Genomic DNA, 25,429 nt, shown 5'->3' on the forward strand with positions numbered 1-25,429 from the left:
TCTACTCAGGAAGAAGATCAAGAGGTGGTCCTAGATATTGTAGACGACATCGTGGCGTCTAGTTTGGTAAGGCTAGCTTTTGATAGCCCTCCAGTTGCACTGAACTTCACCGGGCTCCTTACATCAGGAACCTGCTTCAGGAATGACTAATGGTTCATTGTTTGGTCTAAGGGAGGGTTCAATGCTTGTGTTGTGAGATAAGCCCAATTGTATTCAGCTGCTCTTTAGAGGCTCCTTAATATCTAAGAGTGGCATATTTTCCGTATGTACTGATTGGTAAACAACGATGAGATCCCCGGATCAGCAACAATTTCTAAATTTAGCGTTCTAGGGACAATATTTAAATTCGATGTGGGTAGTCAAATGTAGTCGTTAACAGGAATTTTTTCTTTGGCGTATTTAAGATTTTGTATTCTTTGTCTCTCCTAATTAATACTTGATTTTAAGGATTAGTCCCAAGGTGTAAGACGGCGTAACAGCCTGTGTACCCTTATTTCAAGCTAAAAGGCATAAAACACATTACTTAAGCGCTTGATAAATTAAGAGTGAAACTGCCAAATAGGGGGAGTAGAAAAAAGTTGTACCTGATAATTTAAAGTCCCCACTAGCGTATTTTTTGTACAGGCGCGGACTTGTAGAGTTCATACATAGCTATTTTATGTAAGTATGAATTGATGACTTTCTTGTATGGAAGCTATTTCTCTGAAATACAACAAGCATCATCAATTCACTTTGGAAGTCAGTATCCATTATGACTGATTTGGTCTTTATGAAGACGGAAATTGTTGCGCATCTACATAGTAAGAATGAAAAAAACAATTGGTGAATTTGAACTGTGGACTCAAAAGGGTGGTCCTAAATGGCACTACCGTTTGGTTTGCTGTGCAGTGCTGATGTTTGCCATACTTCTTTCTATGCCCAGCTACCCCCATACGGTTGTGGATGTCACCTCGTTGGAGGGAGGAAGTAAACCGAGTGGCTTAAATGCAATTTGGCATGATCCATCGGGGTTTGGAAACATTGTTGAAGCTGAAAAATCTTACAAAAATAAACTTTTTCTTCCCCTGGGAACTGCTGGATCTACCGGACTTAAATCTGGAGCCTTCTGGTCTCACTTCATATTAAAAAACTCCAGTAGTGAAACAGTTTATGTCTCAATTGAATATGTGGATAACCAGCTCGATGGGCTGACGGCCTTTTCTAGGATTCAGGGCGGCAGTCAACCTTATACGGAGCTGGCAAGTCTGTCTGCGAATCAGCCTTTTTCCAGTCGAAAAATCAGGCATCATCGCTTTGCTTTTCCATTGGAAATCCGCCCCTTCGCATCAAAGGAAATGATGGTTAAATTTGATGTTGGAGTTTTAGGTGTTGCCTTTCCCAGTATGCGTATTTGGCGACCTGAACAACTTGAAGAGAGGAGTAAGGCTGAGGCCATTTTAACGTCATTTCTTTTTGGTGGTTATTTTTTGATGGCCATTCTTGCGCTGATTGGTGCTATTACTGCGCGTAAGAATATCCTGTATCTATACTCGTTATATTCCGTAACGAAAATTTGGGTGTGGGGATCTTTACTGGGATATACCCACCAATATTTGCTTCAAGAGCAATTTGATTGGCGCTATCAATCGATTAGTAGTGCTGTGGCGATCCTAACCGGAATTCTTTTTGCCCGATACTTTCTTGAAACGGCAAAGTACACCCCAAGACTGGATTACTTTTTAAAATTAATTCTACTCAACGGTTTATTCCTGGTTATTTGCGTTGTACTGCAGTGGGAGGCTCTGGGGCACATTTCCATGATGCTCGCTCTGTTTTTCTATCCTGGCGTTGTTGTTGTCGCATTGGTACGTTGGCGACAGGGGGATACTTCTGCGGCCGTTTTTGCTTTAGCCTGGGGCGTTTTGGTGTTGGGGCTTTTGGTACAGGCGATGAGGGATCTCGGTTATGTGGTGCACAATCCAATTAATTATTATTGGCCCCCGGTTGCCTCTTTTGTTGAGATGTTGGCAATAATGATAGCTATTGGATTACTGGTAAAACGTTTACGGCAACAAAAAGAGACTGCAGAAAAGAAGTATCTACTACACCTGGAAGCCTCGAGAACCGAGCTGGAGCAACAGGTAAAACTTCGCACACAGGAATTGGAGTACGCTAAAGCCAAGGCTGAAGAGGAGGCGCGCACAGACCCGCTAACAGGTATTTTTAATCGCCGCTGCTTTTTTGAAGAGGCCAGTAATCTAGTGGCTGTGGCAATTAATAACCAAATGCCATTGTGTGTATTAATGCTGGATATCGACAATTTTAAATCTGTTAATGATATTCATGGCCACTTAATCGGCGATCAGGCACTCTGTGCGACTGCCCGAGTAATTTCCCAACACGTACGGGATGTGGATATCTTCGGGCGTATTGGTGGGGAGGAATTCGCGCTAGTACTCAGCTCCAATGTCGAAGGAGCTATGAAGGTTGCCAATCGTATACACCGGGATATCGCTAAAATCGTGATTAAAAGTGCCGTTGGGCAAGCTCAGTTTACCGCAAGTATTGGCATCGCCCGTCTGCAGGGGCGAGAAGATATCCTGGAGCTAATGCGACGAGCAGACTCTGCGTTGTATCAGGCCAAACGCGCTGGACGTAATCGTATTGTGGAGTGCGCTGAAGCTACGTAAATTAACGTACGTAGGTAACTGCATTGAGTACTTTTTGACGTATATTCTCCGGAAGGGGCACCAGGCCCAAGCTTCCGGCCTGGCTTTGGGATGCGTTGCTCAACATAAAGACGAGCATTTGCCGCAGTGCTTGTGCTTTTTGATCATCCTGGTCTGCGTAGAGTAACAGCCAGGAAAAGCTGGTAATGGGATAGGCGGTTTCTCCTTTGGGGTCCCAGATCCAGGCGATTAGGTTGGGAGCTCCACTAATTGGTAATGATGCTTTTGGAAATTCAATCTCTGAAAGAGCCTCTGCTCCGCTCTTGGGGCCTGCGGCAATATAATTTCCCGCGTGGTTTTCCAGTAAAGCCACAGGCAGGTTTACCAGTTGGGCAAACCCGTGTTCGACATAGCCAATGGCCCCGACTTTCTTGCGAACCTTAGCGGCTACGCCTTGATTGCCCGGTGCTCTTTTAAATCTGGGCAACTTTGGCCAACTGGGTGTTCTGTCCAAACCAATTTTTTCGCGGAAATCCTGGCTCACGCTACTCATATGTCCAGAAAAGATATACGAGGTCCCCGAACTTTCAGAGCGGGTGACAACGGTAATCTCATCTCTGGGCAACTTGATATCGGGGTTTGCGGCTGCGATCTTGGGGTCATCCCAGTGGGTTATTTCTCCCAGGAAAATCCCCACATAAGCTTCCCTGGACAGTTTTAGCTTGTCGATCCCGGGAAGGTTAAATACCAGTACCACTTCCCCAGCAGTAACCGGCAGTACCACGCCACCACCTTTTAGGTTGCGTAACTCATCGATCTCAATAGCAGCATCTGAGGCGGCAAAATCGACTGTGTGACCGAGAAAGTCTCTGATGCCATCACCGCTACTGCTCATCTCGTAGAAAATAAATATGTTGTTTTCCCGATGGGTGAACTGCCGAAACCACTCTACATAGATTGGGTAGGGGAAACTGGCGCCACTGCCTCGGAGATTTACAGGATTTTCTGGTACCTGGGCAGTTCCCGGTGTGGCGGCAAGGATAAAACTGGCGGTTGCCAGCACAGCGGTAAGGCGGCGTAAAAGGGTTGCACACCTCGATATCATAGGGACCTCGGCTTATAGGCCTCTGGCAACCTGCCTATAGGCGGGATGAGAGGCCGAAAACTGCTTTAGATTAAAATTTTAGCAGGGTCCCTGGTTCGTCATATCAATTGCCTAGCTACCGACTATTTGGTCGTCCTCGCGGTAGATGGCCAGTACCGACGGCCGAGGTGGTAACTGGGGATTATTATCTGGCCACCGGTGCAGGGGATTGTCATAAGTTGAGTTGCGTGAATCGGCGGGGTGCTGCACAGCAATAAATAGTGTTTTTCCGTCGGGGGTAAATTCCGGCCCGCATACTTCAGCCCCTTGGGGGCAGCCAAAAAAATGCTTGGGTGCCGCTCGCAAAGGCCCTTCAGTAGCCATTGCCCAAAGTCCATCGTGGAAGCCAAGGCGCTCACAGCCATCAGTAGCAATCCACATATTGCCCCTGGGGTCGAAAGCAACGTTATCGGGATTGGCAAACCAGCCGTGCTCAGAGATATCGTAAGGGGACTGCTGTCCATAGGCGCCCCTTTCAGCGGGGTTTTCAGCATTGGGATTTCCGCCAAGTAGAAATTGCTGCCACTGAAATTGTGCGCTTGTGTGGTCGCGGTTTCCCTTCTTCCCGGGGGGCGCTATTTCCAATACATGGCCGGCAGTATTGCGGGCGCGGGGGTTGGCGGCATCGGTATCGCTGCGCTTCTTGTTTTTGGTCAGCATTACATAGGTGCAATCATTGTGGGGGTTAGTCTCTACGTCCTCCGGCCGATCCATTGGCGTGGCTCCCAGTAGCGTGGCTGCGCGGCGCGCATCAATCATTACATCTGCTTGATTGCGAAAACCATTCTCTGCGGTCAGTGGGCCCTGGCCATATATCAGCGGCAGCCATTCGCCACTGCCATCGTCGGCAAATCGTGCGGCATAGAGCGAGCCATTAACGAGTAGCTTTCGGTTTGTATCGGGATCTTCGGGCTGATAGTTATCTTGGGATACATAGCGATAGACAAATTGATGTTCATCATCATCGCCGCCGTAAGCAACGATCGGTTGTCCCGGTTTACAGACCAGGGTAAAGCCTTCGTGCTCAAAACGCCCAAAACTGGTCAGTTTGCGCGGTTTTGATTGGGGGTTATAGGGGTCAAACTCCACCATCCAGCCGAATCGGTTGGGCTCTTTGGGTTCTACCTGAATATCAAATCGGCGGTCGTGGTCACCCCAGTTGCGATTTTCCGGTTTTATACCAAAAAGTTGATGGTTTTCGATCTCCAGGGAATCTTCGAGCTTTTTTGGGTCTCCCTGAAAAGCGCCACCAAACCCCTCTTCAGCAATTAATACGGTTCCCCATGGGGTTTTTCCTCCTGCACAGTTACCTATGGTACCGAGGACCTGGGTTCCGCTGGGATCTTGGTGGGTCTTCAAACGTTCGTCGCCTGCGGCCGGGCCAGTGATTTCCATTGGCGTCGTAGAAGTTATCCGCCGGTTATAGGGACTGTCAGCCACTACTTTCCAGCCCCGTTTAGTTCTTTGAATTTCCACGATGGAGTGTCCGCAGGCAGCCTGTTCAATGGCCACATGCTCGGCACTCACTCCCCGGGTGGCACTGTATTCGTCGTTATAACCGGGGAACATTAGATGGGGCTGGGTGTATTCGTGATTGACACATAAAAGCCCGCGATCACTATTTTTACTTTGTATATGCAGGTACCCCTGGGTGGAACTCGCCCCCTTTGCCAAGGGCATAAAAGCAATAAAATCGTTGTTGTAACCGAAGCGTTGTTCCTGGCCACTGGCGCTAAGTTCTTCAGGCTGAAAAGATGTTTCCTCTTTATGTAGAGGGTCTCCCCACCTTAGCAGAACCGTGGATTTATAACCCTCTGGTAGATGGTGTTGGTAATCCAGGCCATGGGGAATTTCTTTAAAGGTGAGGGAGTTGTGTGTGGGCTTTTCACTCCCACTACAGCCGGGTAGTAAGCTGCTTACAGCACCGGTGGCGGTTACACCACCCAGGACTTTAAATAGAGATCTGCGTGCTGGGTTTGTGGGGCTTTCGTTCATGACTGCTCCATATTTGGCTTCAGTATATGACGCTTTTTACTGTTAATTGCCTTGATGGTTCTTTTTAAGGCGATTGATATCTGTGTAAATAGCAGGGCTTACATCTATCGTCGCAGTACTAATTGACTATGTGATGACAAGCTTAAAAAAAATGTCACGTAAAGTTCATAGCGGCCTTCTAGTCTGCGTCCAATTCAATTAACCACCGGTAATGTGGGAGTGGGACGCAATGAAATACAGAACTTCAGGCTTGCGGTTACTGGGAATGCCATTGGCGGCTCTGGCGACTGCCATCATTAGTGCAAATGCTGTCGCAGAAAATGAGCAGCTAATGGAAACTGTGACGGTTACCGCTCAGGCAAGTAATGCGCGCAGCGACTTGGATCGACAGCGGGACGCCAATAAGGTCGTAGCGGTGCAAACTTCTGATGCGATTGGTGAACTCCCCGATGCCAATGTCACAGAAGCGTTACAGCGGATGCCCGGTGTATTTATTGCGAGAGATCAGGGTGAGGGGCGTTTCGTTGGGGTGCGGGGTATAGACCCAAATTTGAATGCGGCGACAATTAATGGTGTGAGCTTGCCGGCACCGGAAACAAACTCCCGGGCGGTAGCCCTGGATGTTATTCCATCGGACTTATTGGCGAGTTTGGAGGTATTTAAAACTCTTACGCCGGATATGAGCGCAGATTCTATTGGCGGTGCCATTGAGATCAAAAGTCTGAATGCCCTGGATTATGACAGCAATCGCTACAAATTCAGTGTAGAGAATAGCTACAGCGAGCTGCAGGAAGAGTACAGCCCCAAAGTGGCTGCGACCATGACCAACATTTTTGAACTTGATGGAGAGCGCCGTCTTGGGGTGGCCTTGGCGCTAAGTCACCAGGAGCGGGATTTTGGCTCAGATAATATTGAGACTGACGGTAGCTGGGAAGAGCTGACCGCTGAAGACGGCTCTGTCGCTAAGGGCGCGACCGAAATAGAGCATCGCGATTACAGTATTACCCGGGAGCGCACAGGTCTTGCTGCCAACTTCGACCTGGATCTGGGCAGTGACTCAAGCATCTATCTCCACAGCTTGTACTCCGATTTTTCTGATCAGGAAATCCGCCAGCGCAATTCCTGGAAGCTCGATGATGAGCGCGATGAGCCGGAGACTATTTCAGGCAACTCGGCAGAATGGGAAGAGGCCGCGTTGGAGAAGTCCCTGAAGGACCGCCTGGAAGAACAGGAAATTATTTCTGCGGTATTTGGCGGAGAGCATAATTTTGAGCAATGGGGATTGTCCTATGCCTTGGGATATTCCCATGCAGAGGAATCTGAACCCAATCGCCGCGATACCGATTTTGTCTTGGACTCCCTGCGTTTGGGGTATGTTGAAGTTGGTGATACTCCCCGTATGGCGGTGGGAAGTGAGGATGTTGAAGCAGTATTGGACCCGGCCAGCTATCAACTCGATGAGTTGGTCATTGAAGATAACTTTACTGAAGATGAAGAAATCAGCTTCCGTATTGATATCAGTAGAGAAATGGATTGGGCTGGCAATCCTTCAGTAGTTAAATTCGGATTACATGAGCGTCAGCGAGAAAAGGCTGGTGACTTAAATGCGACTGTATATGAAGGGTTTGGTGGGGATTACACTCTGGCGGACTTTTCTCGCAATAGTATCGATTATGGTTTGGATGCATTTGGACCTGGCGTCAATGTTGGAAGCCTGAATAGTTTTATCAATGCTAACCTCAGTGATTTTGACATAGATGAGACGGAGACCGCTTTGGCATCCGCCCGTGACTACGCAATGAATGAAGACATCACGGCCTTGTATGTGATGAATTCTATTGAGTTGGATCGCTCCCAGCTGGTTTTTGGGGTTCGCTATGAGCGCACCGAATTTACTGCTGAAGGAGTGAATGTGGCAGAGTCGGAAGAGCCCCTGCCGGGTGCCGATTTAATTTCAGAAGGGGTTTATGCCACTGAGGTTAACTACGAGCGGGACTACGACAATTTCTTTCCCAGTATTAATTACAAGTTTGATTACAACGATAATGTTGTTCTCCGTGCAGCTTATTCGGAGTCCTTATCGCGTCCATCATTTGGCTATTTGAACCCCTCTCCGGCCAAAATTGAATACGATGATGGGGAACTGGAGGTTGAAGCTGGAAATCCAGAATTAGACCCCTATGAATCCCGCAATATCGACCTATCTGCCGAATACTATGCGGACGACCTGGGTATGTTCTCTGTGGGACTTTTCCATAAGAGTATCGATAACTTTATTGTTATGTCTGAGGTTTCCAGTAATACCGATTTTACCCGTTTTGTAGGGAATTTAGCGGTGGATGATGCTGAAGTATGGCAACCGATTAACGGAGACAACGCCCGTATCAGCGGTGCCGAACTGGCCTGGACCCAAGGTTTTGAAAATGGGTTCTTACTCAGGGCTAATGCAACATTAACCGATTCAGAAGCTGATCTGGGTCTCAATAGCAGTGATCGCAGTGACAAAATATCTATGCCTTCCCAGGCGGATTTTGTCGGCAACTTTATTGTAGGCTATGAACGCGATGCCTTTAGTATGCGCCTGTCAGCAGCTTTCCGCAGTGAACGCCTGCTGGAAGTAGACCTTGAAAATGAGGTCAATGACCGCTACGAAGAAGACCATTTGCAATTGGATTTGTCGGCCCGCTACCGCTTTGATAATGGCCTTCAACTTACTTTTACTGGGGTTAACCTCACGGATGAGCCTTACTATGTTCACACGTCTGGGTTTAATGGTCAGTACGAAGAATACGGTCCGACTTATGCGATTGGGCTGAGCTATAGCACTTTCTAGAATTTTCACTGGAATTTTTGGATTAGTGTAAATTCTTATCCTGATAAAGCCCCTGCAATATTGTGGGGCTTTGTTTTTTATAAAAATAATATTTTCTGTCAGTTACCGGTAAATCCTAAGCAGGTTTTATTATGCGTTTTTCAATAGTGGGTGTTTTGTCCTGCCTTATATTACTCGGATGTGATCTTGAAAAGGATAGTCAAAGATTATCTTCGCAAAATATCATCTCTTTAAAGGGTGTGATAGCTGAACAGATTCAGTTGGTCGGTTTCCCTGAGCAGCAATACTTGTTGCTATCTAGTAAATATAAGGGGCTGGTGCTTGTAGATGAGTCCGCAAAAATACAAGTTCAAAATGATGCCAGAGTAGAGGCACTTGCAATTCAGCCAAAGGAAGATGGTAGCTACCTGGTGGCGGCTTACGAAAAGCAGGAAGCGCAATTACATCTATATCAATTATTTACTGATCTAAACGATGATTTGCGGCTTCAACTTTTAGGAAAGCTTGAGAATGCTAAGCCTGTGAGCGCACTCTGTTTTTCACTACAAGCAGGAAGAGATCACCTGTTTGCCATTGGAGAGGACGGACTGGGGTTTGAGTACCTGCTTTCTCCCAGCGGTGGGCACTGGGACTTTACCGAGATCCGCCCAATATATTTGGGGGAGGAGGTTAATAGTTGTAGCGTGGATAACCGTCGGGGGCGATTACTGGTATCACAGCCGCCTGTAGGGATATTGGCATTGAATGCCGATGCAGAGCGAGATGAGGAGCGTGAGCTTTTAATCTCGGCGAAACGGCTCGGTGATGATTTCGGCAGCTTGCGATTGGGTTATCAGCAGGACCAAATCTGGATTGCTGTGGAACAGGGAGTACAGGCTTTCGACTTGTCAGGAAGTGGTATGCCCGACCACTCTTGGACATTGCCTGCAGAAAGTCCTGCCTCTATAGCAGTTTTTGGTGATAGGTTGGCCGTGTTAAATGATAAGCAGAGTGAAATAACCTATTTCCCGATAAATACCAAACTGACCAGAGTTACAGATAATCCGCTTGAGATTATTCCCACTATTGCCGCCAGGGGACAAACTGACCCCGTTCACTCTTATGGGGATGCTGCCGATGATCCCGCCATTTGGGTGAACCCTCATTCGCCGGCAAACAGCCTGATTTTTGCTACAGATAAAAAAAAGGGGCTCAATATCTATCATCTATCAGGCGGCTTAAAACAGCACTTTCCGGTAGGCAGGGTTAATAATGTTGATATCCGTAAAATTTCCCACCCCGATATCGATGCGATTGCCGTTGCCTCTAATCGTACTAATCCCGGTTTGGATCTATTTTCTATCAGTATAACGGGCGAGGTGGGGTATCTTGGATACCGGGGTATAGGGCTTCGTGATCCCTATGGCTTGTGCCTGCAACAGGACGATAGTGGACTTTATGCCTGGGTTTCTGACAAGGAGGCCAGCTTGCATCAGCTCAAGATCAATGTCTCTGAGTCCTCCAATGAGTTTGAGATTGAGCAGGGTATCCAGCTTGATGACTATGGACAGGTTGAAGGCTGTGTTGTGGATGACCAGTTCGGAACCCTGTTTTTTGCTGAGGAAGACCGGGGGATTTGGCGACTGGACCTAAAGTCCTTATCAGAGGCCTCTCCAGAGTTGGTGGCAGAAGTGGATGGTGAAAAGCTGGTGGCAGATATAGAGGGATTGGCACTTTATCAGGATGGCGACAAGGGCTTTCTAGTGATATCCAGTCAAGGTAATGATAGCTATGCACTATTCAGCCGTAGTGGGAATGAATTTATTACCCATTTTCGGGTTGGTATGAATCCCCAGCTAGGTGTGGATGGCACTTCGGAAACCGATGGTTTGGCCGTTACCAGTTCAGCTCTGGGTGCGGAATATCCGCAAGGTTTGTTAGTTGTTCAGGATGGGCGCAACCGAATGCCCAGCGCAGCCCAGAATTTTAAATTGGTTGATTGGAGGGATATCAATCGTCTGTTGTCTCACTAGCGGTATCGGGGTTTTCAGGCTGGCTTAAATTGTTAATATTGCGGGCTCTCTGAACCAGATAAATCAGAGAGCTCGCAAGTATCACTCCAACGATATCGGCGGCCAGATCAAGTAAGTCAAAAGTCCTTGAGCGAACAAATGCCTGGCTTATCTCTTCAATCAGGGCAAAGCCAAGCACTGCGATAGCACCATAGTAAATTCTAATAAAGCCGAGCTTAAAATAAGTGGCGCGGGTGGCAGGTATCAGGATAAGACCAAAAGTACCAAACAAGGCGATATGGCCTAGTTTATCGCCATAGGGGATAGCACGGACAAGGTCAAAAAATATACTACTCGATCCGGTATTGGCTAGATATACAATCCAAAGAATAAAGAGAAAAAACAGTAGGGCTGAAGCCTTGAGAAATCTTGACATAATACTTATTGATACTGTTTCGTCTAATCTTGTGAAGCTTGACTATTGATTTTATAGATATCTAATTGGATCGGAAAGATAGGCCATTTGGCTATGTGAATTAGCCAGAATGTGATGGCTCAGTATCAATTATTTTCGACTTACAGTCCCTACATAGGTAGGCGATACCATTAATATCTAGTGATTTACTTTTAGATCGAAACTCATAGGGCTCCATGTTTTTCTTACAGTCGGTGCAAATAGGTGGGTTTTCAAGTTTTTCTTGCTCTAGCTGTTTTTTTGTTCCGAATATTAACAGCACAAACACTATAAGAATGGTCCATTGAAAATTGTCTGGCTGCCTAGAGCTTCTCGAAACGAAGATTGAATAAATTAATAGTATAGAAACTATTGTAATGTATATAATTGAATGAGTTTTTTTGGTTTCTTTTAGCGTGTTTTCATAATCTATTTTCGCTCGATAGTCTTCTTGGTATTCCTCCAGATCTTTTTCATTCAGTATTTTATTCTTTTTGTTGTTCATTTTGGAATGTGTTAGTTAATGGCTGTTTATGGAGAGGAGTTCTATCAGTATTTAACAGGGTTTTATCATTAAAAATGCATACTCCACCCCATGGTGATAGCTTCACTATCTATTTCATCCAGAAACGTATCGCCCCCAATTTTTGAAAACTGTTCCCACTCTATCCGTAGGCTCCACTTGCCCCTGTAGCTATAGTTAACACCAGCACCATATGCCCAGTGGAATCCATTGCTGCTATCGGTTAATTCACCTCTGACAGGAGTTAATTGTTCTATTAAACTGCCATCTTCAAGCTGGTATAGGATAAAAACTTCACCCTTCTGAATCTCATTGGTTTCCGCGTACCAGATGCCGGTGCCAAGTTTCCCGAATAAGCTAAATGACTCTCCCAGGGGAAGATACGCCAGGGAAAATATATTGAAAAGCTGGCTATCAAAATCAGAGAAATAGTTTAAATATTCACCATCCCCATATGAGATATGGGTATCCAGCTGGTACTTATTGAAATTTTGATAGCTGGCTTCAATTGCCAGGTAAGGTGTCCATCGAATTCCTGCAAATAGTTTCCAGGCGTTATTTTTATCATCACACCGACTGAGATCCACTTGATCTAAGCTGGTGCTAATTTGTTGAACACGCTTTTCTGCTTCGCTACACAAGTTATTGGCATGCTGGTTACCGAAAGAGATACCAGCATATTTGTGTGAGTAGAAATCGGCGCAAGTAAGGGCAGGCAAGGAAAGTAGAAAAATAATGAATAGGGGGCTAAAGCGGTTCATGGTTTGACCTTGTTTAGCTTATATGGGGGGACCGCTGAAGATGATTTTAGAGTGAAATTTGATTAAGGCAACCACCAAAATAATAACGTCTTTTAGATTGATCGAAGGTAGGACCTACTCTATTAACTGGATTCGGCGCCTAAAGATAGAGTTCCCAGTAATAGTTCGCGGGAACTCTATTTAATTTGTATAAAGTTATAGGTGTCAATTAACAAAATTCAAAAAAGCCGCCCTAAACCCAGTGATAGTGTTTCTGCATTGAAGTCTACTCCAGTGGGCTCCAGTTTCTCCCACTCCAGTCTCCAAATCCAGTGATTCCTATAGATATAATTCATGCCGACCCCAACTCCCCAGTGAGGGCCTTTGTGGTTTTGGGACTTGTCTTTATCGAACGTCTGAAGTTGTGCCGTGAATTGTCCATTGGATAATTGCTGGGGGATATAAAATTGAGCGGATTGTTGCTCTGATAATTTTCCTCTCCAAGCTCCAGCCCCGACTCTGGCAAACATATTTATATTGGAGTTAACAGGATAAAAACCCAATAAAAAGGCGGTCAATAAATGTGTCTCAACCTGGTATGCAGCCTTTGCATACTCTCCATTTTCATTATTGGTATAAAAGCTGCTTTGCGCAGCTGAAGGTTTTAGATAGCTGATTTCAAGGGCGAGGTATCTGTTCCAACGCAAGCCGCCATAAAACTTAATCGTACTGCCGCTACTATTGCAATGAAAACGTCCGTCTGTAGATCCTTGAGGAATCTGTGATTTTATCCGGGGGTTTGCAGATGAGCAAAATTGAGGATAAGAGGTTTCACCGAGGGTAGCCCCAATATATTTCCTGTTGGCAAAGTCAGCGCTGGTATTTGTAGCGAAAGTGAATATAAGGCTGGAAAACAAACTTGTTTTTACGGTGGTCTTAAAATTATTCATGATCTGTCCTGTGCTTTGTTTATTTTTATTTCAAGCACAGTAAAGCTAGATCAGGGCTTTTACTTCACAAGTCATTGGCGTGAGGGCCTTTAGGTATCAGGCCCTGTATTCAAAGTCAGAGTAAGCAGTTGGCTGTTAATTTCTAAATGCCAAGCTTTGCTCGCATCTCCGAGAGTCTTTTCGAATTTTCTTCCTTGGAAAGTGGTGAGCCGGGGTTTTCCTCCAGCTTTAATTGCTCTGGAGCGGTTAGTTTTTCTCCCCCCAGGACTCGTTCACATATTTTTCGATAGTGCTCAGCAAAGACCGGGTAGGCGATAGACTCGGGGTTATTGGCAAGAAAAAACCAGTTGGATTCCCGCCCTGCGTGATAGATCGCTAAGTGGCTCCAGTTGTAATTGGTTTTGGGGCTGGGGGCATTGCAGGCTTCGCGATAGGCGGCGCGTGCTTCCGGTAAACCATTCTCCCCAGCGGCGCACAGCTGCAGCATTTTATGTACGGTGGGCAGGTACTCGCTTTGCAGGATCGCTCGCTTGGCACCCTGCATAATATCCTGGGGAGCGAAAGCAAGCAGGGCCTCCAGCCAGAGGCGCTTGGCGTGGTGAAGGGTTTCAGTGTCTGGAAACGCTGCGCTGAACTGATTGTGATAATTCAGTTTAAACAGCGCAAATACTTCATTGATTGCGCGCTTCTTTTCGTTCAGCAGTTCCTGGCCCTGTTCACTACCAGTTTGTGTCTGTGAGTATGTCGCCGATTGACCGGTCGCGGGTGCGCTGGTTGGTGTTGTTGTGGGAGTCTTGTGGATTGCCATAAGAGTTTCCTATTGCCAGTTTGTTGCGCTCCGCCCACTGGTGGCGCGCGTGACGCACAAATACGGCGTCCCAGCTTTTACGTGCGGCATTTTGACCGCGCCAGTAAATAATAAATTCCGGAACCAGGGATAGAGCGAAGTCGCGATCTATCTCGCATTGGTTCATCAAATGACTCAGGCAGTCACCACTGGGCTGCCAGTTGCGGGAGATGGGTTTGGCCACCGGGTTTTTCTCAATACCCTGGCAGTAATAGGCCCACTCTTCCCGCGCATACTCGATAAACAGTTCACCCCAGCGGGCACTGTGGCCACCGCGCTCGGTCCATTTATAAATGAATTCCGGCAGCAATTCGGCAGCAAAGCGCGGATTGATGGCCAGGCGCTGCAACTGCTCCCAGGTGTGCTCGCTGGGCTGCCAGTCGCGGGACATAGCAGTGGGCTTGCGCTTTTCGATAAATGGCGTGTCCTGCTTTTCCCAGTCTTCCATAATCCAGTCATTGAATTCCAAATCCCAGGAAATGGACTGCTTGCCACTGGAGCGGTGGTAATCGAGAAAGCGCTGTAGGCCGCGACCGACAAAAGTGCTGGGGACTCCCTCGTCTGCCAGCTTGCGCAGGGTCTCATCGCTGGGTTGCCAGCCGTTGGGCAGTGGCTGTTTGCGCTGAGCAGTTGCGCGAAAAGCCTCCCACTTGCTTTTAACCTGGCGCAGGAATAGGGAGCCAAAGGAGTGGCGGGGCTCGGCGCGCTCGCGCCAGTAAGTGACAAACTCCGGCAGTTGCTCCCTTACAAAGTGCTCGGGAATACCCAACTGGGCGATACGCGCCATGGTTTCACTATCCGGCTGCCAACTGGGGGCAATGGTGTTGGCATTGCGGTTGGATGGGGTAGGGGGTGTTGCCACCGGGCGCTTGTACTCACCGGGCAGGGCGAACTTCAGAATCTCGCTACTGCCGAATGGTGCCGCCCCCAGCAGAAGGGCACCCTGGTTGCGCAAGCTGGTGGCTACCCGCTGGATATCCGCCGCCTGCCAGAAGGGCAGCAGCAGATATAGCTGCTCCCCCTCGGCGGTATACCAATCCCGACCTCCGTAGGGCTCCAGGGGAAGGAATGGAGCCAGGTCGCCAAGTGCAGTGAGCAGCACAGCTTCCTCCAGGCCGACAGTGGCAGCCAGAGAAGGAGAGATACTCAGGGGTCTTTCGGGAAGCAGGGGATGTGTCATGGCGCGATAATAACATTCCGTCGCATCGCATGCGCGATCATTGGCGAATCCTCAGCCTTTTCCTGCCCCTGGTGCCAACCACTAAGCTGAAGGATGAATTGACTGCGAAATTTCGGCAGACGGTGCGCTGCCAACTGTTGCCTTCCCCTAGCGGTAAGGTTGTAACTTTGTCGCTGTAATTGGTGTTGCGGGAGAGCAAGATGACGAAGGAGCAACAATCTGCGCCAACGGTGTTCCGTTTGAGTGGAGTCAATTGTGCCGGTTGTATCAACAAAATTGAGACTGCGGTTAAGGCCGTAGCCGGGGTGACTGATGCCCGGGTAAACCTGTCCGATAAAATCCTGTCGGTATACGGCCCGGCGGAGGCTGAATCCTGTATCGAAGCCGTCCGAGGCGCGGGCTACGGCGCTGAACTCCTGCGAAGTAGTGAACGAGAGCAGCGCGCGGAACAGCGGGAGCAGACACAGCGGCACTACCGCCAGCAGTTGTGGCGCTCGGCATTTGCTTTGGGCGTGGGCGTGCCAATGATGGCCTGGGGGCTGATCACCGACAAGGTATCGGTGAATACCCCTGCGGAGCAGCTGGCCTGGGGTGTCATGGGGCTGATTACCCTGGCGGTGCTGGTCTTCTGTGGCGGCAACTTCTTCAGTGGTGCCTGGAAGGCACTGCGTCACCACAATGCCACTATGGATACGCTGGTGGCCCTGGGCACGGGAACGGCCTGGCTCTTTTCTATGATCGTGGTATTGGTTCCCCATCTCTTACCGGAAGCGGCACGACATGTGTACTTCGAGGCCAGTGCCATGATTATTGGCCTGATCAGCCTCGGCCAGGCACTGGAGATTCGGGCGCGCGGGCGCACTAGTGCCGCAGTGGAGAAGCTGCTGGAGCTCCAGGATACGTCTGCGCGGGTATTGAGGGATGGCCGAGAGGTGGATCTGCCTATCGAGCAGGTGCAGCAGGGAGACCAGCTGCGCGTCCGCCCCGGCGAGAAAATTCCGGTGGATGGCACTGTGCTTGAAGGGCGCAGCCTGGTAGATGAATCCATGCTCACCGGGGAACCAGTGCCGGTGAAAAAGGCGGAGGGTGACAGCCTCGCCGCCGGCACCCTGAATAAAAATGGCAGCCTGTTGTTTCGCGCAGATAAAGTGGGTTCCGACACCCGTCTCGCGCAGATTATCGAGATGGTAAAGAATGCCCAGAGCTCCCGAGTACCTATCGCGCGTTTGGCGGACAAGATTTCCGGCATCTTTGTGCCAGTGGTGATGATTATTGCCCTGGTGGCCGCACTGGTTTGGTTCAACTTGGGACCCGATCCTCGGGTTGCCCATATGCTGGTGGTACTGACTTCGGTGCTGATTATCGCCTGCCCCTGTGCCTTGGGTTTGGCGACTCCCATGTCGGTTATGGTGGGGGTGGGCAAAGGTGCTGAGTACGGTGTACTGGTGCGCAACGGCAAGGCCCTGCAACAATCCTGCACCTTGGATGTCCTGGTTGTGGATAAAACCGGGACTCTCACCGAGGGTTCTCCGCGTCTGACAGATATCGATAGTGATGGCGACAGCGATGAACTGCTGCGTTTGGTAGCGAGCCTGGAGCAGGGCTCAGAGCACCCCTTGGCCGAAGCCATAGTGACGGCAGCTCACGATAAAAACCTTGAATTGCAGTCTCCAGCCAACTTTGAAGCCATCACAGCTCACGGTGTGAGTGGTGATATTGGTGGCAGTCGCGTGCTGTTGGGGAATACCAAGTTAATGCAAAAGGAAGCCATTTCCCTGGACGCCTGGAATGAGCGGGCAGCCACGTTGGCTGCGGCGGGGCGCACGGTGATGTACGCCGCCGTGGACGGCAAGTTGCGGGGGATTATTGCCGTAGCCGATCCGATTCGCGCTGATGCGCAAGCTGCAATCGAGCGACTGGGCAAACTGGGTTTACGCATTGAAATGCTTACCGGGGACAATCACGGCAGTGCTGAAGCGGTTGCCCGGCAGCTGGGTATCGATCGCGTTCACGCAGAGCTATTGCCGGAAGATAAAGAGGGGATCGTCGCTGAATTGCAAAAAAAGGTGAGCGAGTGGGTATGGTGGGTGACGGGATTAACGATGCCCCGGCCCTGGCGCGGGCCGATGTGGGCTTTGCGATAGGTGCCGGTACCGATGTTGCTATTGAGAGCGCCGATGTCACCCTAATGCGCTCCTCCCTGCACGGGGTCGCCAATGCCGTGGAGTTGTCCCGGGCCACTTTGCACAACATCAAGCAAAACCTGTTTGGAGCTTTTATTTATAACACTCTGGGTATTCCCATCGCCGCCGGTGTCCTCTACCCGATTACGGGTATGTTACTGAGCCCCATTGTTGCCGGTGGTGCTATGGCGCTTTCCTCCCTGACGGTGGTCAGTAATGCCAACCGCCTGCGCTTCTTTAAACCATCGGAGGCTCGCTAAATGGCTGAAGTTCTCGTAAATATCGTCGGTGTGCTGATGATTCTGGCTGTTATCTGGTGGTTTTGGTTGGGGCCAAAAAGAAGTGCCAGTAAGGCGACGCCGAGCACGGATAATTTACAGATTCTGGTTAAGGATGGAGTTTACGAACCGGATCTTATCCGCCTGCCCGCCGGTCGCACAGCGACTTTGCATTTTCACCGGGAGGACCCAAGTCCCTGCTCCGAGTGGGTATTGTTTCCAGACTTGGAAGTCAGCGCTCAGCTTGCCCTGAACCAGGATACCTTGGTGGAAATACCAAAAGCCGAGCCGGGTGAATACCCGTTCAACTGCCAGATGCAAATGTATCGGGGCACATTGATACTGGAGTAACAGTAAATGTGATTCTCTATGGGGGTGTAATAATTCCCCGGGCCAAGACGACATAGATTTAACCAATACCCCAGAGCCGCCTTTCACCTGTATGGAGAGGGGGGCTCTGGTCAGGCTGGTGACTAAGCTCTAATTTGTTAAGAGGTCGTCAACAAATGTCATTCCTTCTTCGAAAACTTCCCTTCGCCCTGGTGGCCATCGCCTTTGCGCTTATTGCGGTGGCGCTTTTTTCCGGCCAATGGGGTGGTATCAAGCGCGTATTTGAATTCTACGGTGTCACTAATGAGGAGGTGCTTTCCTTTATACGTATACTGACTGCCATTATTTTTTCAGTCGCCGCTATTTTGGGGGCACTCGCCCTTCGCTTTGAGCGGGTTGTTAAGCCCCTGGCAATCCTTCTGATTTTAATATCGCTAGTGCCCCTACTGAGTCTTCTTGGCCGCGGCCATTGGATCGACTCCCTGGGCGGCTTTCCTGCAATTGGCTCAGGACAGGGGATAATTAAGTACTTTGCCCTGTTAACCTTGGGTATTACCTGGTTGTATCGGGATTCGTTGAGTCCACTAAAGTTGATATGGCTCAATTATTTCCCTGTCGGCTTGGTATTACTCTGGATTGGTGGGATGAAATTCACAGCGCTTGAGGCTGAGGGGATTGAAGGTCTGGTAAGCACTTCGCCACTGATGTCGTGGTTATACAGTGTATTTAGCGTGCAGGTGGCCTCAAATCTTATCGGCATATATGACTTGATTGCGCTGGCTATCCTCGCCTTGGGTATTTATATCCGGCAGCTGTTTTGGCCGGGACTATTGCTTTGTGCCGCAGTATTTATAACAACCCAGACCTTCCTCTACTCCTATCCAGGCAGTTGGGTCGCTCCCTGGCAACTTAGCTCCAGCGGTATTTTTATTATTAAAGATCTGTGGTTTATCGCAAACCTGATATTAATCTTGGGCTTTAGAAACTCCATGATTAAATCTTAAAACTGATGGGGTCAAAGAGTTGTTCTGAGGCCCCCAGAATGCCAGCTTTGATACATTGGGGATACTATTTGTAAGTTATGGAAAGGTAGAATTTTCTGTGGGCTCTGGGAGATCTGGCCGGTATGAATTCAGTGAGGTGAAAGCTTAAAAAATAACTCATATCTTTAATTGTTATTACAAAGCCCTCTGCTTACTTTGCTATAGAAGATGTGTTGGCCGTTGTTTTCCAGATTTTTCTATTTCTATTTTATCTTGGATACACTGAGTTTTTGCCGATAAGCGATAGGTGGTGTTGGTTAAAATTTCATATTGAGTTTCGGGAGGATTTAAGTGTGAAATTCATAGTTCTTCCATATTTCGTTTTTATATTTTCATAAACGTTATTTTCGGGTTTGTACCTGATTACTTTTGCTGGAATAAAGTTCCATCAAAGGTGCTGCATATTGATATTGTGTTGTAGTAAAGTTCCGATAATGTGGTCTTTCTTTGTTTTAGATTGTCATTTTTATATTTTGCAAGAAGTTGTTTTGTCATTATTTGTATTTTTATTTTTGTGTGTATATGGAACTTTTAATGGAATGGTATTTATTAAAAGCTGGACTTATCTTTCGGTGACACACTAAAGGTTGTTTGTCTAAATTATAAAAATAATAGGAACCGTGCCAGTTAGTGGCGGTCCATAACTCTGTCGCTAGCGTTGCAGGATTTACATCCTCTAAAAGTAAAAATTTGTGTTCAGCTGGGGAAGGAAGTTGAACGCAAAGTAATAAATGGGCAGAGATATGATTCTACGTAAGAAAAAATTAGCATCCGTATTTAAACAACCGATAGTCAATCGCACATTAATGGCAGTGGTATTAGCCGGTGTCAGTTCTAATGCTTTCAGTCATGGTTATGTTGAGGCCGCTGACGGTGGTGTAGCTTCTGCGCGCGGTACTTTGTGTAAATACGCATTAGATACCGGTGAAATGAACTTGAATTGCGGTGCAGTTCAGTGGGAACCTCAGAGTATTGAAGGTCCTGAAGGCTTTCCCGATAGCGGCCCTGCCGATGGGCAGATTGCCAGTGGAGGAAGCAGTGCCTGGTCTGAGCTTAATGAACAGACATCAGATCGCTGGGTAAAAAATTATATTAGCTCCGGTTGGCAAACCTTTAAATGGTACTTCACCGCCAATCATGTAACTCGTGATTGGAAATACTATATTACTAAAGAAGATTGGAATCCGAATTCAGTCTTGACTCGTGATCAATTTGATCTCGATCCATTCTGTGAGATAGATGGCAATTATGAACAGCCAGATGTAAATACAACTCATGAGTGTCAGGTGCCGGATCGCGAGGGCTATCATGTAATTCTGGCTGTTTGGGATGTGGGTGATACGGTTAACGCTTTCTACAATGTTATCGATGTAGAGTTCGATGGCGATAATGTCACTAATACCGAGTGGAGCGCTGCGGGTACCATCAATCCGACGCAGGACTTGAACGTTGGCGATAAAGTATATACCCGCGTATTTGATGGCTCAGGTGAAAACTCATCTTACAGCACTGTTTTGGAAATTGCCTCCGAAGAGCAGGGCATCGCTGAAAACTGGTCACACGATTTGGCTGAGTTGATTAATGCAGAGCAGACCGATATCCGTGCCGGTGATTTTGATGGTGATAATAGTTTTGAACCTCTGTACGGTATCAACCGAATTTATCTGAAAGATGGCAGTGGCCTGGAAAATGTCGAGATCGGTTACGAGTTGAGCGAAGAAGAACCCAGCTATGAAGTAACGGTAAGTGGCCTTGAAAGTGAATATACAATTACCGGTGGTGCTATTTCTCTAGACTTGGCTCTCAGTGCAACGGGAGATGTCAGCGTTGAGGTTACAGTGGTGAATCATGGCGGTGATACTTTAGCAAGCTATAGCAATAACATTGATGATGGTGATACTGCCAGTACTAGCTTGACCCTTTCAGAGACTGTAGCAGGGCACCATATGGTTGTAGTGGTGGTAAAAGACCGCGATGGCAACATGGTTGATCAAAACACTCTGAACTTCTACCTGGTTGAAGATACCTCTGGTGATGATGACTCCTCGAATGGGGATGACGATACTTCCAATGGGGGTGACGATAGCTCCAACGGCGATGACGACACCTCCAATGGAGACGACGATACTTCGAACGGGGACGACGATACTTCGAACGGAGATGATGATAGCTCCAATGACGATGATCAATCTTCGAGTGATCAGGATTACGATTATGTCTTCCCTAGAGGTCATAGAAACTATGCTGCGGGCACCAAAGTTCTGGGCCGTGACGGTAATGTCTACGAATGTAAGGACTCTGCTTACTCCCACTATTGTAAGGAAGTAAAAAGAGGTGCAGTACAGTTCGAGCCAGGTGTTGGCGGGAACTGGGAAATACTCTGGGAAAGACTGTAATTTGTTCCCGATAAAATAAAAAAGGCCCCTTTTGGGGCCTTTTTTATAGGTAAACTAGTTGGTAATAAATGGCCTTTTAGGGAAGCGATTTAAGCTTGGTAATAACTTAAAAACATCGCTGCGGTGCGCTTGGCCAGTGTCTCTTGCTCGACGGAACTCGGTGGGCCGGAGAGTTGGAGTAACTGAGGCCAGTAGCAACCACCCTTAATCAGGTTGTGAATCTGCCCACTGGCGACCTCTATGTCGAGAGACTTTAGTCGCCCATCAGCTACGGCAGATTTAATCCAGCGCTGCACCCCGGTTTCATGGGCCTTATATTTTTCCATTTCCTTCTGTAGTGCTTCTGGCTGGTGGAAGAAGTAGTCGAAGGCCATGCGGTTAAGCTCAATATACTGCGGGTTGCAGATCGTTTTTATTTCCTGCTCTAACAGTGTACGGAGTTGTGACTGCATATCACTATCTGGGTTGTAGTCACAACCGGAGGGCTGGGTGGCTTGCTGCCAGAGTTCACCGATCAAATACATCACCAGGGCTTCTTTACTGGAGAAGTGGTTGTACACGGTGCGTTTTGATACCTGAGCTCGGGCTGCCAGCTCGTCCATACTCGTGCCCTGCACCCCCAGCTCCTGAAAAGCCTGCTTGGCGGCATCAATAATAGCTTGGCGTTTCAGCTCACTTCTGGTTGGTTTTTTCAGTCATGGGTATCTCTGTGAAATCTGGGCCGGGGGATTCCATTGCCGGCGAGTTACTTCTTACGCAAATTTTACACTATATAGTTTACTTTTATATAGTTAGTTTATACACTGCACTGTATAGTTTACATGGTAAGTGAAATGAAGAAGCGCTGGTGGATTCTGGCAGGAGTGATTGTTATGTCGGTAAGTCTCTTTGGTAGCTGTACAAATCAACCCGAGAAGTTCCGCAACAGTGATATGGACTACAAAGTCAGTAGTGGCGGTATAGTTGAGATGATTGGCGCCTACATTAAGGCGGATCGTGCAGCCCCCGCACCGGTGAAGCCAATTCCATTGCGGCAGATTCCCGCCGCAGAGCTGGCAGCCCCTGTCGCTGAGAGTGCCGTATATCGCGTTGGGCACTCCACAGTACTGATTCGAATGGATGATCAGTATGTTTTGACAGATCCGGTATTTAGCAAGCGGGCATCCCCGGTTCAGTGGCTGGGCCCAAAGCGCTTTCATCCATTGCCCATAGATATTCGAGACTTGCCTTCGATTAAAGCGGTCGTTATCAGCCATGATCACTATGATCATTTAGACAAAAATAGTATTCGCGCACTGAAGGATAAAGTAGAGCAATTTGTCGTTCCTACCGGGGTGGGGAGTCGTTTGCGTAATTGGGGAATTCCGGCCGAAAAAATTGAGGAGTTGGCCTGGTGGGAATCGTTTGCCCTGGGCAGTTTGCACTTTACCGCGACCCCGGCTCAACATTTTTCCGGGCGTGGACTCACGGATAAAGACTCAACACTGTGGGCCAGCTGGGTAATTGAAGGGCGCGAGGGCCGTATGTTTTTTAGCGGTGACAGTGGCTATTTTAGTGGCTTTCGTGAAATTGGTGAGCGATTTGGTCCGTTCGACCTGACACTGATGGAAACGGGTGCTTACAACAAGCTTTGGAGCTCGGTTCATATGTTGCCCGAAGAGAGTGTACAGGCACATCTCGATCTTGGAGGGCGAGCAATGTTACCTATCCACAACAGTACTTTTGATCTTGCCCTACACGATTGGTATGAACCCCTGGAGCGCGCACAGGCGGCAGCCAAAGACCAGGGTGTCACTTTGGTAACGCCTATCATTGGAGAGGTTGTTCGTCTGCGATCTCCCACCACAACAAAGGCCTGGTGGAAAGATGAGGTGAGGGCAGCTGATAATTTAAACCTAGTGACTAAATAGCTCGGATTTGAAGTTTATATTCGAAGGAGGGGGCAAATGTATTGTGGTTTGTGGCTCAGGTTGGGTGTAATTTAAATTGCTAAGCATAGGGTTACCAGAGTTAAGTTCCGGTAACCCCAATTTTTTATTCAGAAGTAGACGTCCTGGAAAATATTATTTCCTTTTAGTCTCTAAACATTGCAACTGCTTTTCCAAGAATCTCATACTGTGATCTTACAAGTGGCAGAGTTTTTACACCATAATAACTGTACTCATCATGTTCATTATTCCCAGCTGTGCGCCAGACAAAGGGAAAGATTGTTACAATTTTTTCATTACTTGCAGCAAAATCATAAGCATCCCAAGCACGGAGAACTAACTCCTCTTCCGTCATGACACTATAGCTTGGGCTGTCGGTTTTAAATGCGCGGGGTACTATGTGGTATTTTACATCCATGTCTTGTGTTGCATACATAAGGTCGTTAACAACATCGGACTGAAAATTTTTATGCTTGTAGTAATCTGCGCCAAACATATCATAATTATTGGGGGGTTCTGGGGCTTTGAGGCAATAAGAGGCTAAAGAGTCATTGTATGGATCGTCATCAGTTAGATAGTCATAGTCATCGTCATAGTAGCAGGAATTGTACTCATCCTTCATTTCCCCGACGGTATCTTTTGTGAAAGTTATTCCTCTGCGTGCGTTGGGGAAGTCTGCTTTAAGTAGAAGTCCGATTTCTTCCAAGTACACCTTTAATTCATTATTGCTCAAGTCTGAGCGATGGTATGGCTCGTCAAGAGGGTCAAATGCATAGATCATGTCTTCGTAAGGTTTTAGCTTTTCCTTGGCTTCTAACCAACGTTCATAATAATCACTGTTCTTTTTATAGCCGTCATCATAACCACTAAAGAAAATTGATTGAAGTGATATCCAGACTTTGGTACCACTGCTTTTAGCAATATCCATATATGTGTCAACCTTTCCATAGTCAATATTGACAAAAGTTGACAATGTTGCAGCATCAGGAATGTCGTCTTTTTCCCATCCTGACTGGTAGAAGCCAAATGCTTCTAGATGATCAGGAACAACATTTCCTGGGTCAGCATAGAGGGGGATAGATACAGGCCCATGGATTATCACCATTGGAGGTTCTTTTAAATCCATTGCCGGGGTGGGTTCTACTTCTTCTGCCACTAGAGAACTTGAGATTGCAGTCAAAAAACAAGTACAAATAGATAAAATTTGAAAGTGTTTCATCGATAAACTCCTTTTATTGCTCAATATGATGCTCTATCTAAGTTTTATTTGGGGTTTGCTTTTTGTGTGAATAGCTAGGTTAGAATGTCGTTTGATACTATATGTTGATATGTAAACTATAGTAGCTTGGCAGTCTATAGTCTTTATTAAATTAGCTTTATTTTATTGATCTTTCAAAAGGTTTTCCCTTTCAGTAATATATTCAATATTGGTACGATTTAACCAGTCAGCTTGATTTGCTTGACTGGGCATGCATTTTTTATGCGTTATTACAACACTAAACATGTTAACATATGAGGGTTGGTTGTTCTTGTCCTTTTGTGTGGCAACCTGTAAAGAGGTACCTGGGAAAATCAGATAACTGCTAAAATTAGTATTTTATCACAATCTGCATTATTTTTTCCTTTTGTTCTCTAAAACAACATTTCCTGGATTGATAGTTGCCCGGAATCCCCGTCCGTAAATTGAAAATTAATTATTCTCTCAAGATCACATAACGTTGTTTTTCGAGAGAAGTTGATTAGCCAGGAATCGTAGGTGTCTCAATTGTGTTATCTGAAGAAAACAGCTCCTGTGTTTCGGTAATGCGGCTGATAAACAGACTGTCGACCACCGCAGTATGATTGAGTATACGGATAAAGAAGCTCGCACCTTCCTTGGGTAGAAGATGAAGTTGCTTTTCTCCAGCTGATAATAGCTCTAAGTTGGCCCATTTTTTATATTGAAAAGCACTGGTGAAATCCATAT

18 protein-coding genes and 1 pseudogene are annotated in these 25,429 nt (G+C 47.4%); 9 read left to right on the top strand and 10 right to left on the bottom strand.

The annotated features are described in order from the left end of the window. Positions 1-806: 806 nt before the first annotated feature. Positions 807-2,669 carry a sensor domain-containing diguanylate cyclase gene (locus P0078_RS17215; protein ID WP_282931147.1) on the top strand — a complete coding sequence of 621 codons (1,863 nt, stop codon included), beginning with the start codon at positions 807-809 and terminating at the stop codon, positions 2,667-2,669. Between the two features lies 1 nt (position 2,670). Here the strand turns inward: P0078_RS17215 and pstS are convergent, their stop codons facing one another. Together pstS and P0078_RS17225 are read right to left on the bottom strand one after the other, a co-directional pair. Then, entirely contained in the window at positions 2,671-3,753 is a 1,083-nt protein-coding gene (pstS, locus tag P0078_RS17220; protein WP_282931148.1) for a phosphate ABC transporter substrate-binding protein PstS, read from the bottom strand. A 111-nt stretch (positions 3,754-3,864) separates the two neighbouring features. Then, entirely contained in the window at positions 3,865-5,787 is a 1,923-nt protein-coding gene (locus P0078_RS17225; protein WP_282931149.1) for a PhoX family protein, read from the bottom strand. Positions 5,788-6,016: 229 nt separating this feature from the next. Here P0078_RS17225 and P0078_RS17230 point away from each other — a divergent pair, with 229 nt between their 5' ends. Further along, on the top strand, positions 6,017-8,620 hold the full coding sequence (locus tag P0078_RS17230; RefSeq protein WP_282931150.1) for a TonB-dependent receptor: 2,604 nt from the start codon (positions 6,017-6,019) through the stop codon (positions 8,618-8,620). A gap of 131 nt (positions 8,621-8,751) precedes the next feature. Continuing rightward, the gene (locus tag P0078_RS17235; protein ID WP_282931151.1) at positions 8,752-10,632 is read left to right on the top strand and encodes a phytase; all 1,881 of its coding nucleotides are present in this window, start codon (positions 8,752-8,754) and stop codon (positions 10,630-10,632) included. On the opposite strand, the gene P0078_RS17240 is transcribed toward P0078_RS17235, so the two are convergent. From P0078_RS17240 to P0078_RS17260, 5 genes are all read right to left on the bottom strand, one after another. Beyond that, positions 10,610-11,047, bottom strand: coding sequence for a VanZ family protein (locus P0078_RS17240; RefSeq protein ID WP_282931152.1), 438 nt, complete (start codon positions 11,045-11,047; stop codon positions 10,610-10,612). The two genes, P0078_RS17235 and P0078_RS17240, sit on opposite strands and share 23 nt — an antisense overlap. 591 nt (positions 11,048-11,638) lie before the next feature. Next, positions 11,639-12,349 (bottom strand): outer membrane beta-barrel protein, encoded by a 711-nt coding sequence (locus P0078_RS17245; RefSeq protein WP_282931153.1) that lies wholly within the window; start codon positions 12,347-12,349, stop codon positions 11,639-11,641. A 218-nt stretch (positions 12,350-12,567) separates the two neighbouring features. Continuing rightward, entirely contained in the window at positions 12,568-13,278 is a 711-nt protein-coding gene (locus P0078_RS17250) for an outer membrane beta-barrel protein (RefSeq protein ID WP_282931154.1), read from the bottom strand. Between the two features lie 142 nt (positions 13,279-13,420). After that, positions 13,421-14,086: a replication protein P gene (locus P0078_RS17255; RefSeq protein WP_108734620.1), complete on the bottom strand. Its 666-nt coding sequence runs from the start codon at positions 14,084-14,086 to the stop codon at positions 13,421-13,423. Beyond that, entirely contained in the window at positions 13,998-15,305 is a 1,308-nt protein-coding gene (locus tag P0078_RS17260; RefSeq protein WP_108734619.1) for a DnaT-like ssDNA-binding domain-containing protein, read from the bottom strand. Before P0078_RS17260 ends, P0078_RS17255 begins: the two co-directional genes overlap by 89 nt. On the opposite strand from P0078_RS17260, the gene P0078_RS17265 reads away from it, so the two are divergent. The 5 genes and pseudogenes from P0078_RS17265 to gbpA all read left to right on the top strand — a co-directional run bounded on the left by P0078_RS17265 (position 15,299) and on the right by gbpA (position 21,535). Then, positions 15,299-15,484, top strand: coding sequence for a hypothetical protein (locus tag P0078_RS17265; protein WP_282931155.1), 186 nt, complete (start codon positions 15,299-15,301; stop codon positions 15,482-15,484). The genes P0078_RS17260 and P0078_RS17265 overlap by 7 nt on opposite strands. Before the next feature lie 21 nt (positions 15,485-15,505). Continuing rightward, positions 15,506-17,748: pseudogene (locus P0078_RS17270) on the top strand (heavy metal translocating P-type ATPase). Next, positions 17,749-18,117, top strand: a complete 369-nt coding sequence (locus P0078_RS17275; RefSeq protein WP_282931156.1) for a cupredoxin domain-containing protein — start codon at positions 17,749-17,751, stop codon at positions 18,115-18,117. 155 nt (positions 18,118-18,272) lie between these two features. Continuing rightward, positions 18,273-19,100 (top strand): DUF417 family protein, encoded by an 828-nt coding sequence (locus P0078_RS17280; RefSeq protein ID WP_282931157.1) that lies wholly within the window; start codon positions 18,273-18,275, stop codon positions 19,098-19,100. A gap of 782 nt (positions 19,101-19,882) precedes the next feature. Then, a complete protein-coding gene (gene gbpA, locus P0078_RS17285; RefSeq protein ID WP_282931158.1) occupies positions 19,883-21,535 on the top strand; it encodes an N-acetylglucosamine-binding protein GbpA in 1,653 nt (550 codons plus the stop codon). An 89-nt stretch (positions 21,536-21,624) separates the two neighbouring features. Here the strand turns inward: gbpA and P0078_RS17290 are convergent, their stop codons facing one another. Further along, positions 21,625-22,230, bottom strand: a complete 606-nt coding sequence (locus P0078_RS17290) for a TetR/AcrR family transcriptional regulator (RefSeq protein ID WP_282934634.1) — start codon at positions 22,228-22,230, stop codon at positions 21,625-21,627. Between the two features lie 138 nt (positions 22,231-22,368). Here P0078_RS17290 and P0078_RS17295 point away from each other — a divergent pair, with 138 nt between their 5' ends. Further along, positions 22,369-23,445, top strand: coding sequence for an MBL fold metallo-hydrolase (locus P0078_RS17295; RefSeq protein ID WP_282931159.1), 1,077 nt, complete (start codon positions 22,369-22,371; stop codon positions 23,443-23,445). Between the two features lie 163 nt (positions 23,446-23,608). Here P0078_RS17295 and P0078_RS17300 read toward each other — a convergent pair whose 3' ends face one another. After that, positions 23,609-24,682: a hypothetical protein gene (locus tag P0078_RS17300; RefSeq protein ID WP_282931160.1), complete on the bottom strand. Its 1,074-nt coding sequence runs from the start codon at positions 24,680-24,682 to the stop codon at positions 23,609-23,611. 520 nt (positions 24,683-25,202) lie between these two features. Next, a complete protein-coding gene (locus tag P0078_RS17305) occupies positions 25,203-25,427 on the bottom strand; it encodes a hypothetical protein (RefSeq protein ID WP_282931161.1) in 225 nt (74 codons plus the stop codon). Between the last annotated feature and the right edge of the window lie 2 nt (positions 25,428-25,429).

Source organism: Microbulbifer sp. VAAF005 (assembly GCF_030012985.1).
GTDB lineage: Bacteria > Pseudomonadota > Gammaproteobacteria > Pseudomonadales > Cellvibrionaceae > Microbulbifer.

Excerpts from the sequence above, each read along its gene's own strand:
- gbpA (WP_282931158.1), top strand. The coding sequence starts at position 19,883 with ATGATTCTACGTAAGAAAAAATTAGCATCCGTATTTAAACAACCGATA.
- P0078_RS17245 (WP_282931153.1), bottom strand. The coding sequence starts at position 12,349 with ATGAACCGCTTTAGCCCCCTATTCATTATTTTTCTACTTTCCTTGCCT.
- P0078_RS17260 (WP_108734619.1), bottom strand. The coding sequence starts at position 15,305 with ATGACACATCCCCTGCTTCCCGAAAGACCCCTGAGTATCTCTCCTTCT.
- P0078_RS17275 (WP_282931156.1), top strand. The coding sequence starts at position 17,749 with ATGGCTGAAGTTCTCGTAAATATCGTCGGTGTGCTGATGATTCTGGCT.
- P0078_RS17295 (WP_282931159.1), top strand. The coding sequence starts at position 22,369 with ATGAAGAAGCGCTGGTGGATTCTGGCAGGAGTGATTGTTATGTCGGTA.
- P0078_RS17300 (WP_282931160.1), bottom strand. The coding sequence starts at position 24,682 with ATGAAACACTTTCAAATTTTATCTATTTGTACTTGTTTTTTGACTGCA.
- pstS (WP_282931148.1), bottom strand. The coding sequence starts at position 3,753 with ATGATATCGAGGTGTGCAACCCTTTTACGCCGCCTTACCGCTGTGCTG.
- P0078_RS17215 (WP_282931147.1), top strand. The coding sequence starts at position 807 with ATGAAAAAAACAATTGGTGAATTTGAACTGTGGACTCAAAAGGGTGGT.
- P0078_RS17305 (WP_282931161.1), bottom strand. The coding sequence starts at position 25,427 with ATGGATTTCACCAGTGCTTTTCAATATAAAAAATGGGCCAACTTAGAG.
- P0078_RS17255 (WP_108734620.1), bottom strand. The coding sequence starts at position 14,086 with ATGGCAATCCACAAGACTCCCACAACAACACCAACCAGCGCACCCGCG.
- P0078_RS17250 (WP_282931154.1), bottom strand. The coding sequence starts at position 13,278 with ATGAATAATTTTAAGACCACCGTAAAAACAAGTTTGTTTTCCAGCCTT.
- P0078_RS17230 (WP_282931150.1), top strand. The coding sequence starts at position 6,017 with ATGAAATACAGAACTTCAGGCTTGCGGTTACTGGGAATGCCATTGGCG.
- P0078_RS17225 (WP_282931149.1), bottom strand. The coding sequence starts at position 5,787 with ATGAACGAAAGCCCCACAAACCCAGCACGCAGATCTCTATTTAAAGTC.
- P0078_RS17240 (WP_282931152.1), bottom strand. The coding sequence starts at position 11,047 with ATGTCAAGATTTCTCAAGGCTTCAGCCCTACTGTTTTTTCTCTTTATT.
- P0078_RS17280 (WP_282931157.1), top strand. The coding sequence starts at position 18,273 with ATGTCATTCCTTCTTCGAAAACTTCCCTTCGCCCTGGTGGCCATCGCC.
- P0078_RS17235 (WP_282931151.1), top strand. The coding sequence starts at position 8,752 with ATGCGTTTTTCAATAGTGGGTGTTTTGTCCTGCCTTATATTACTCGGA.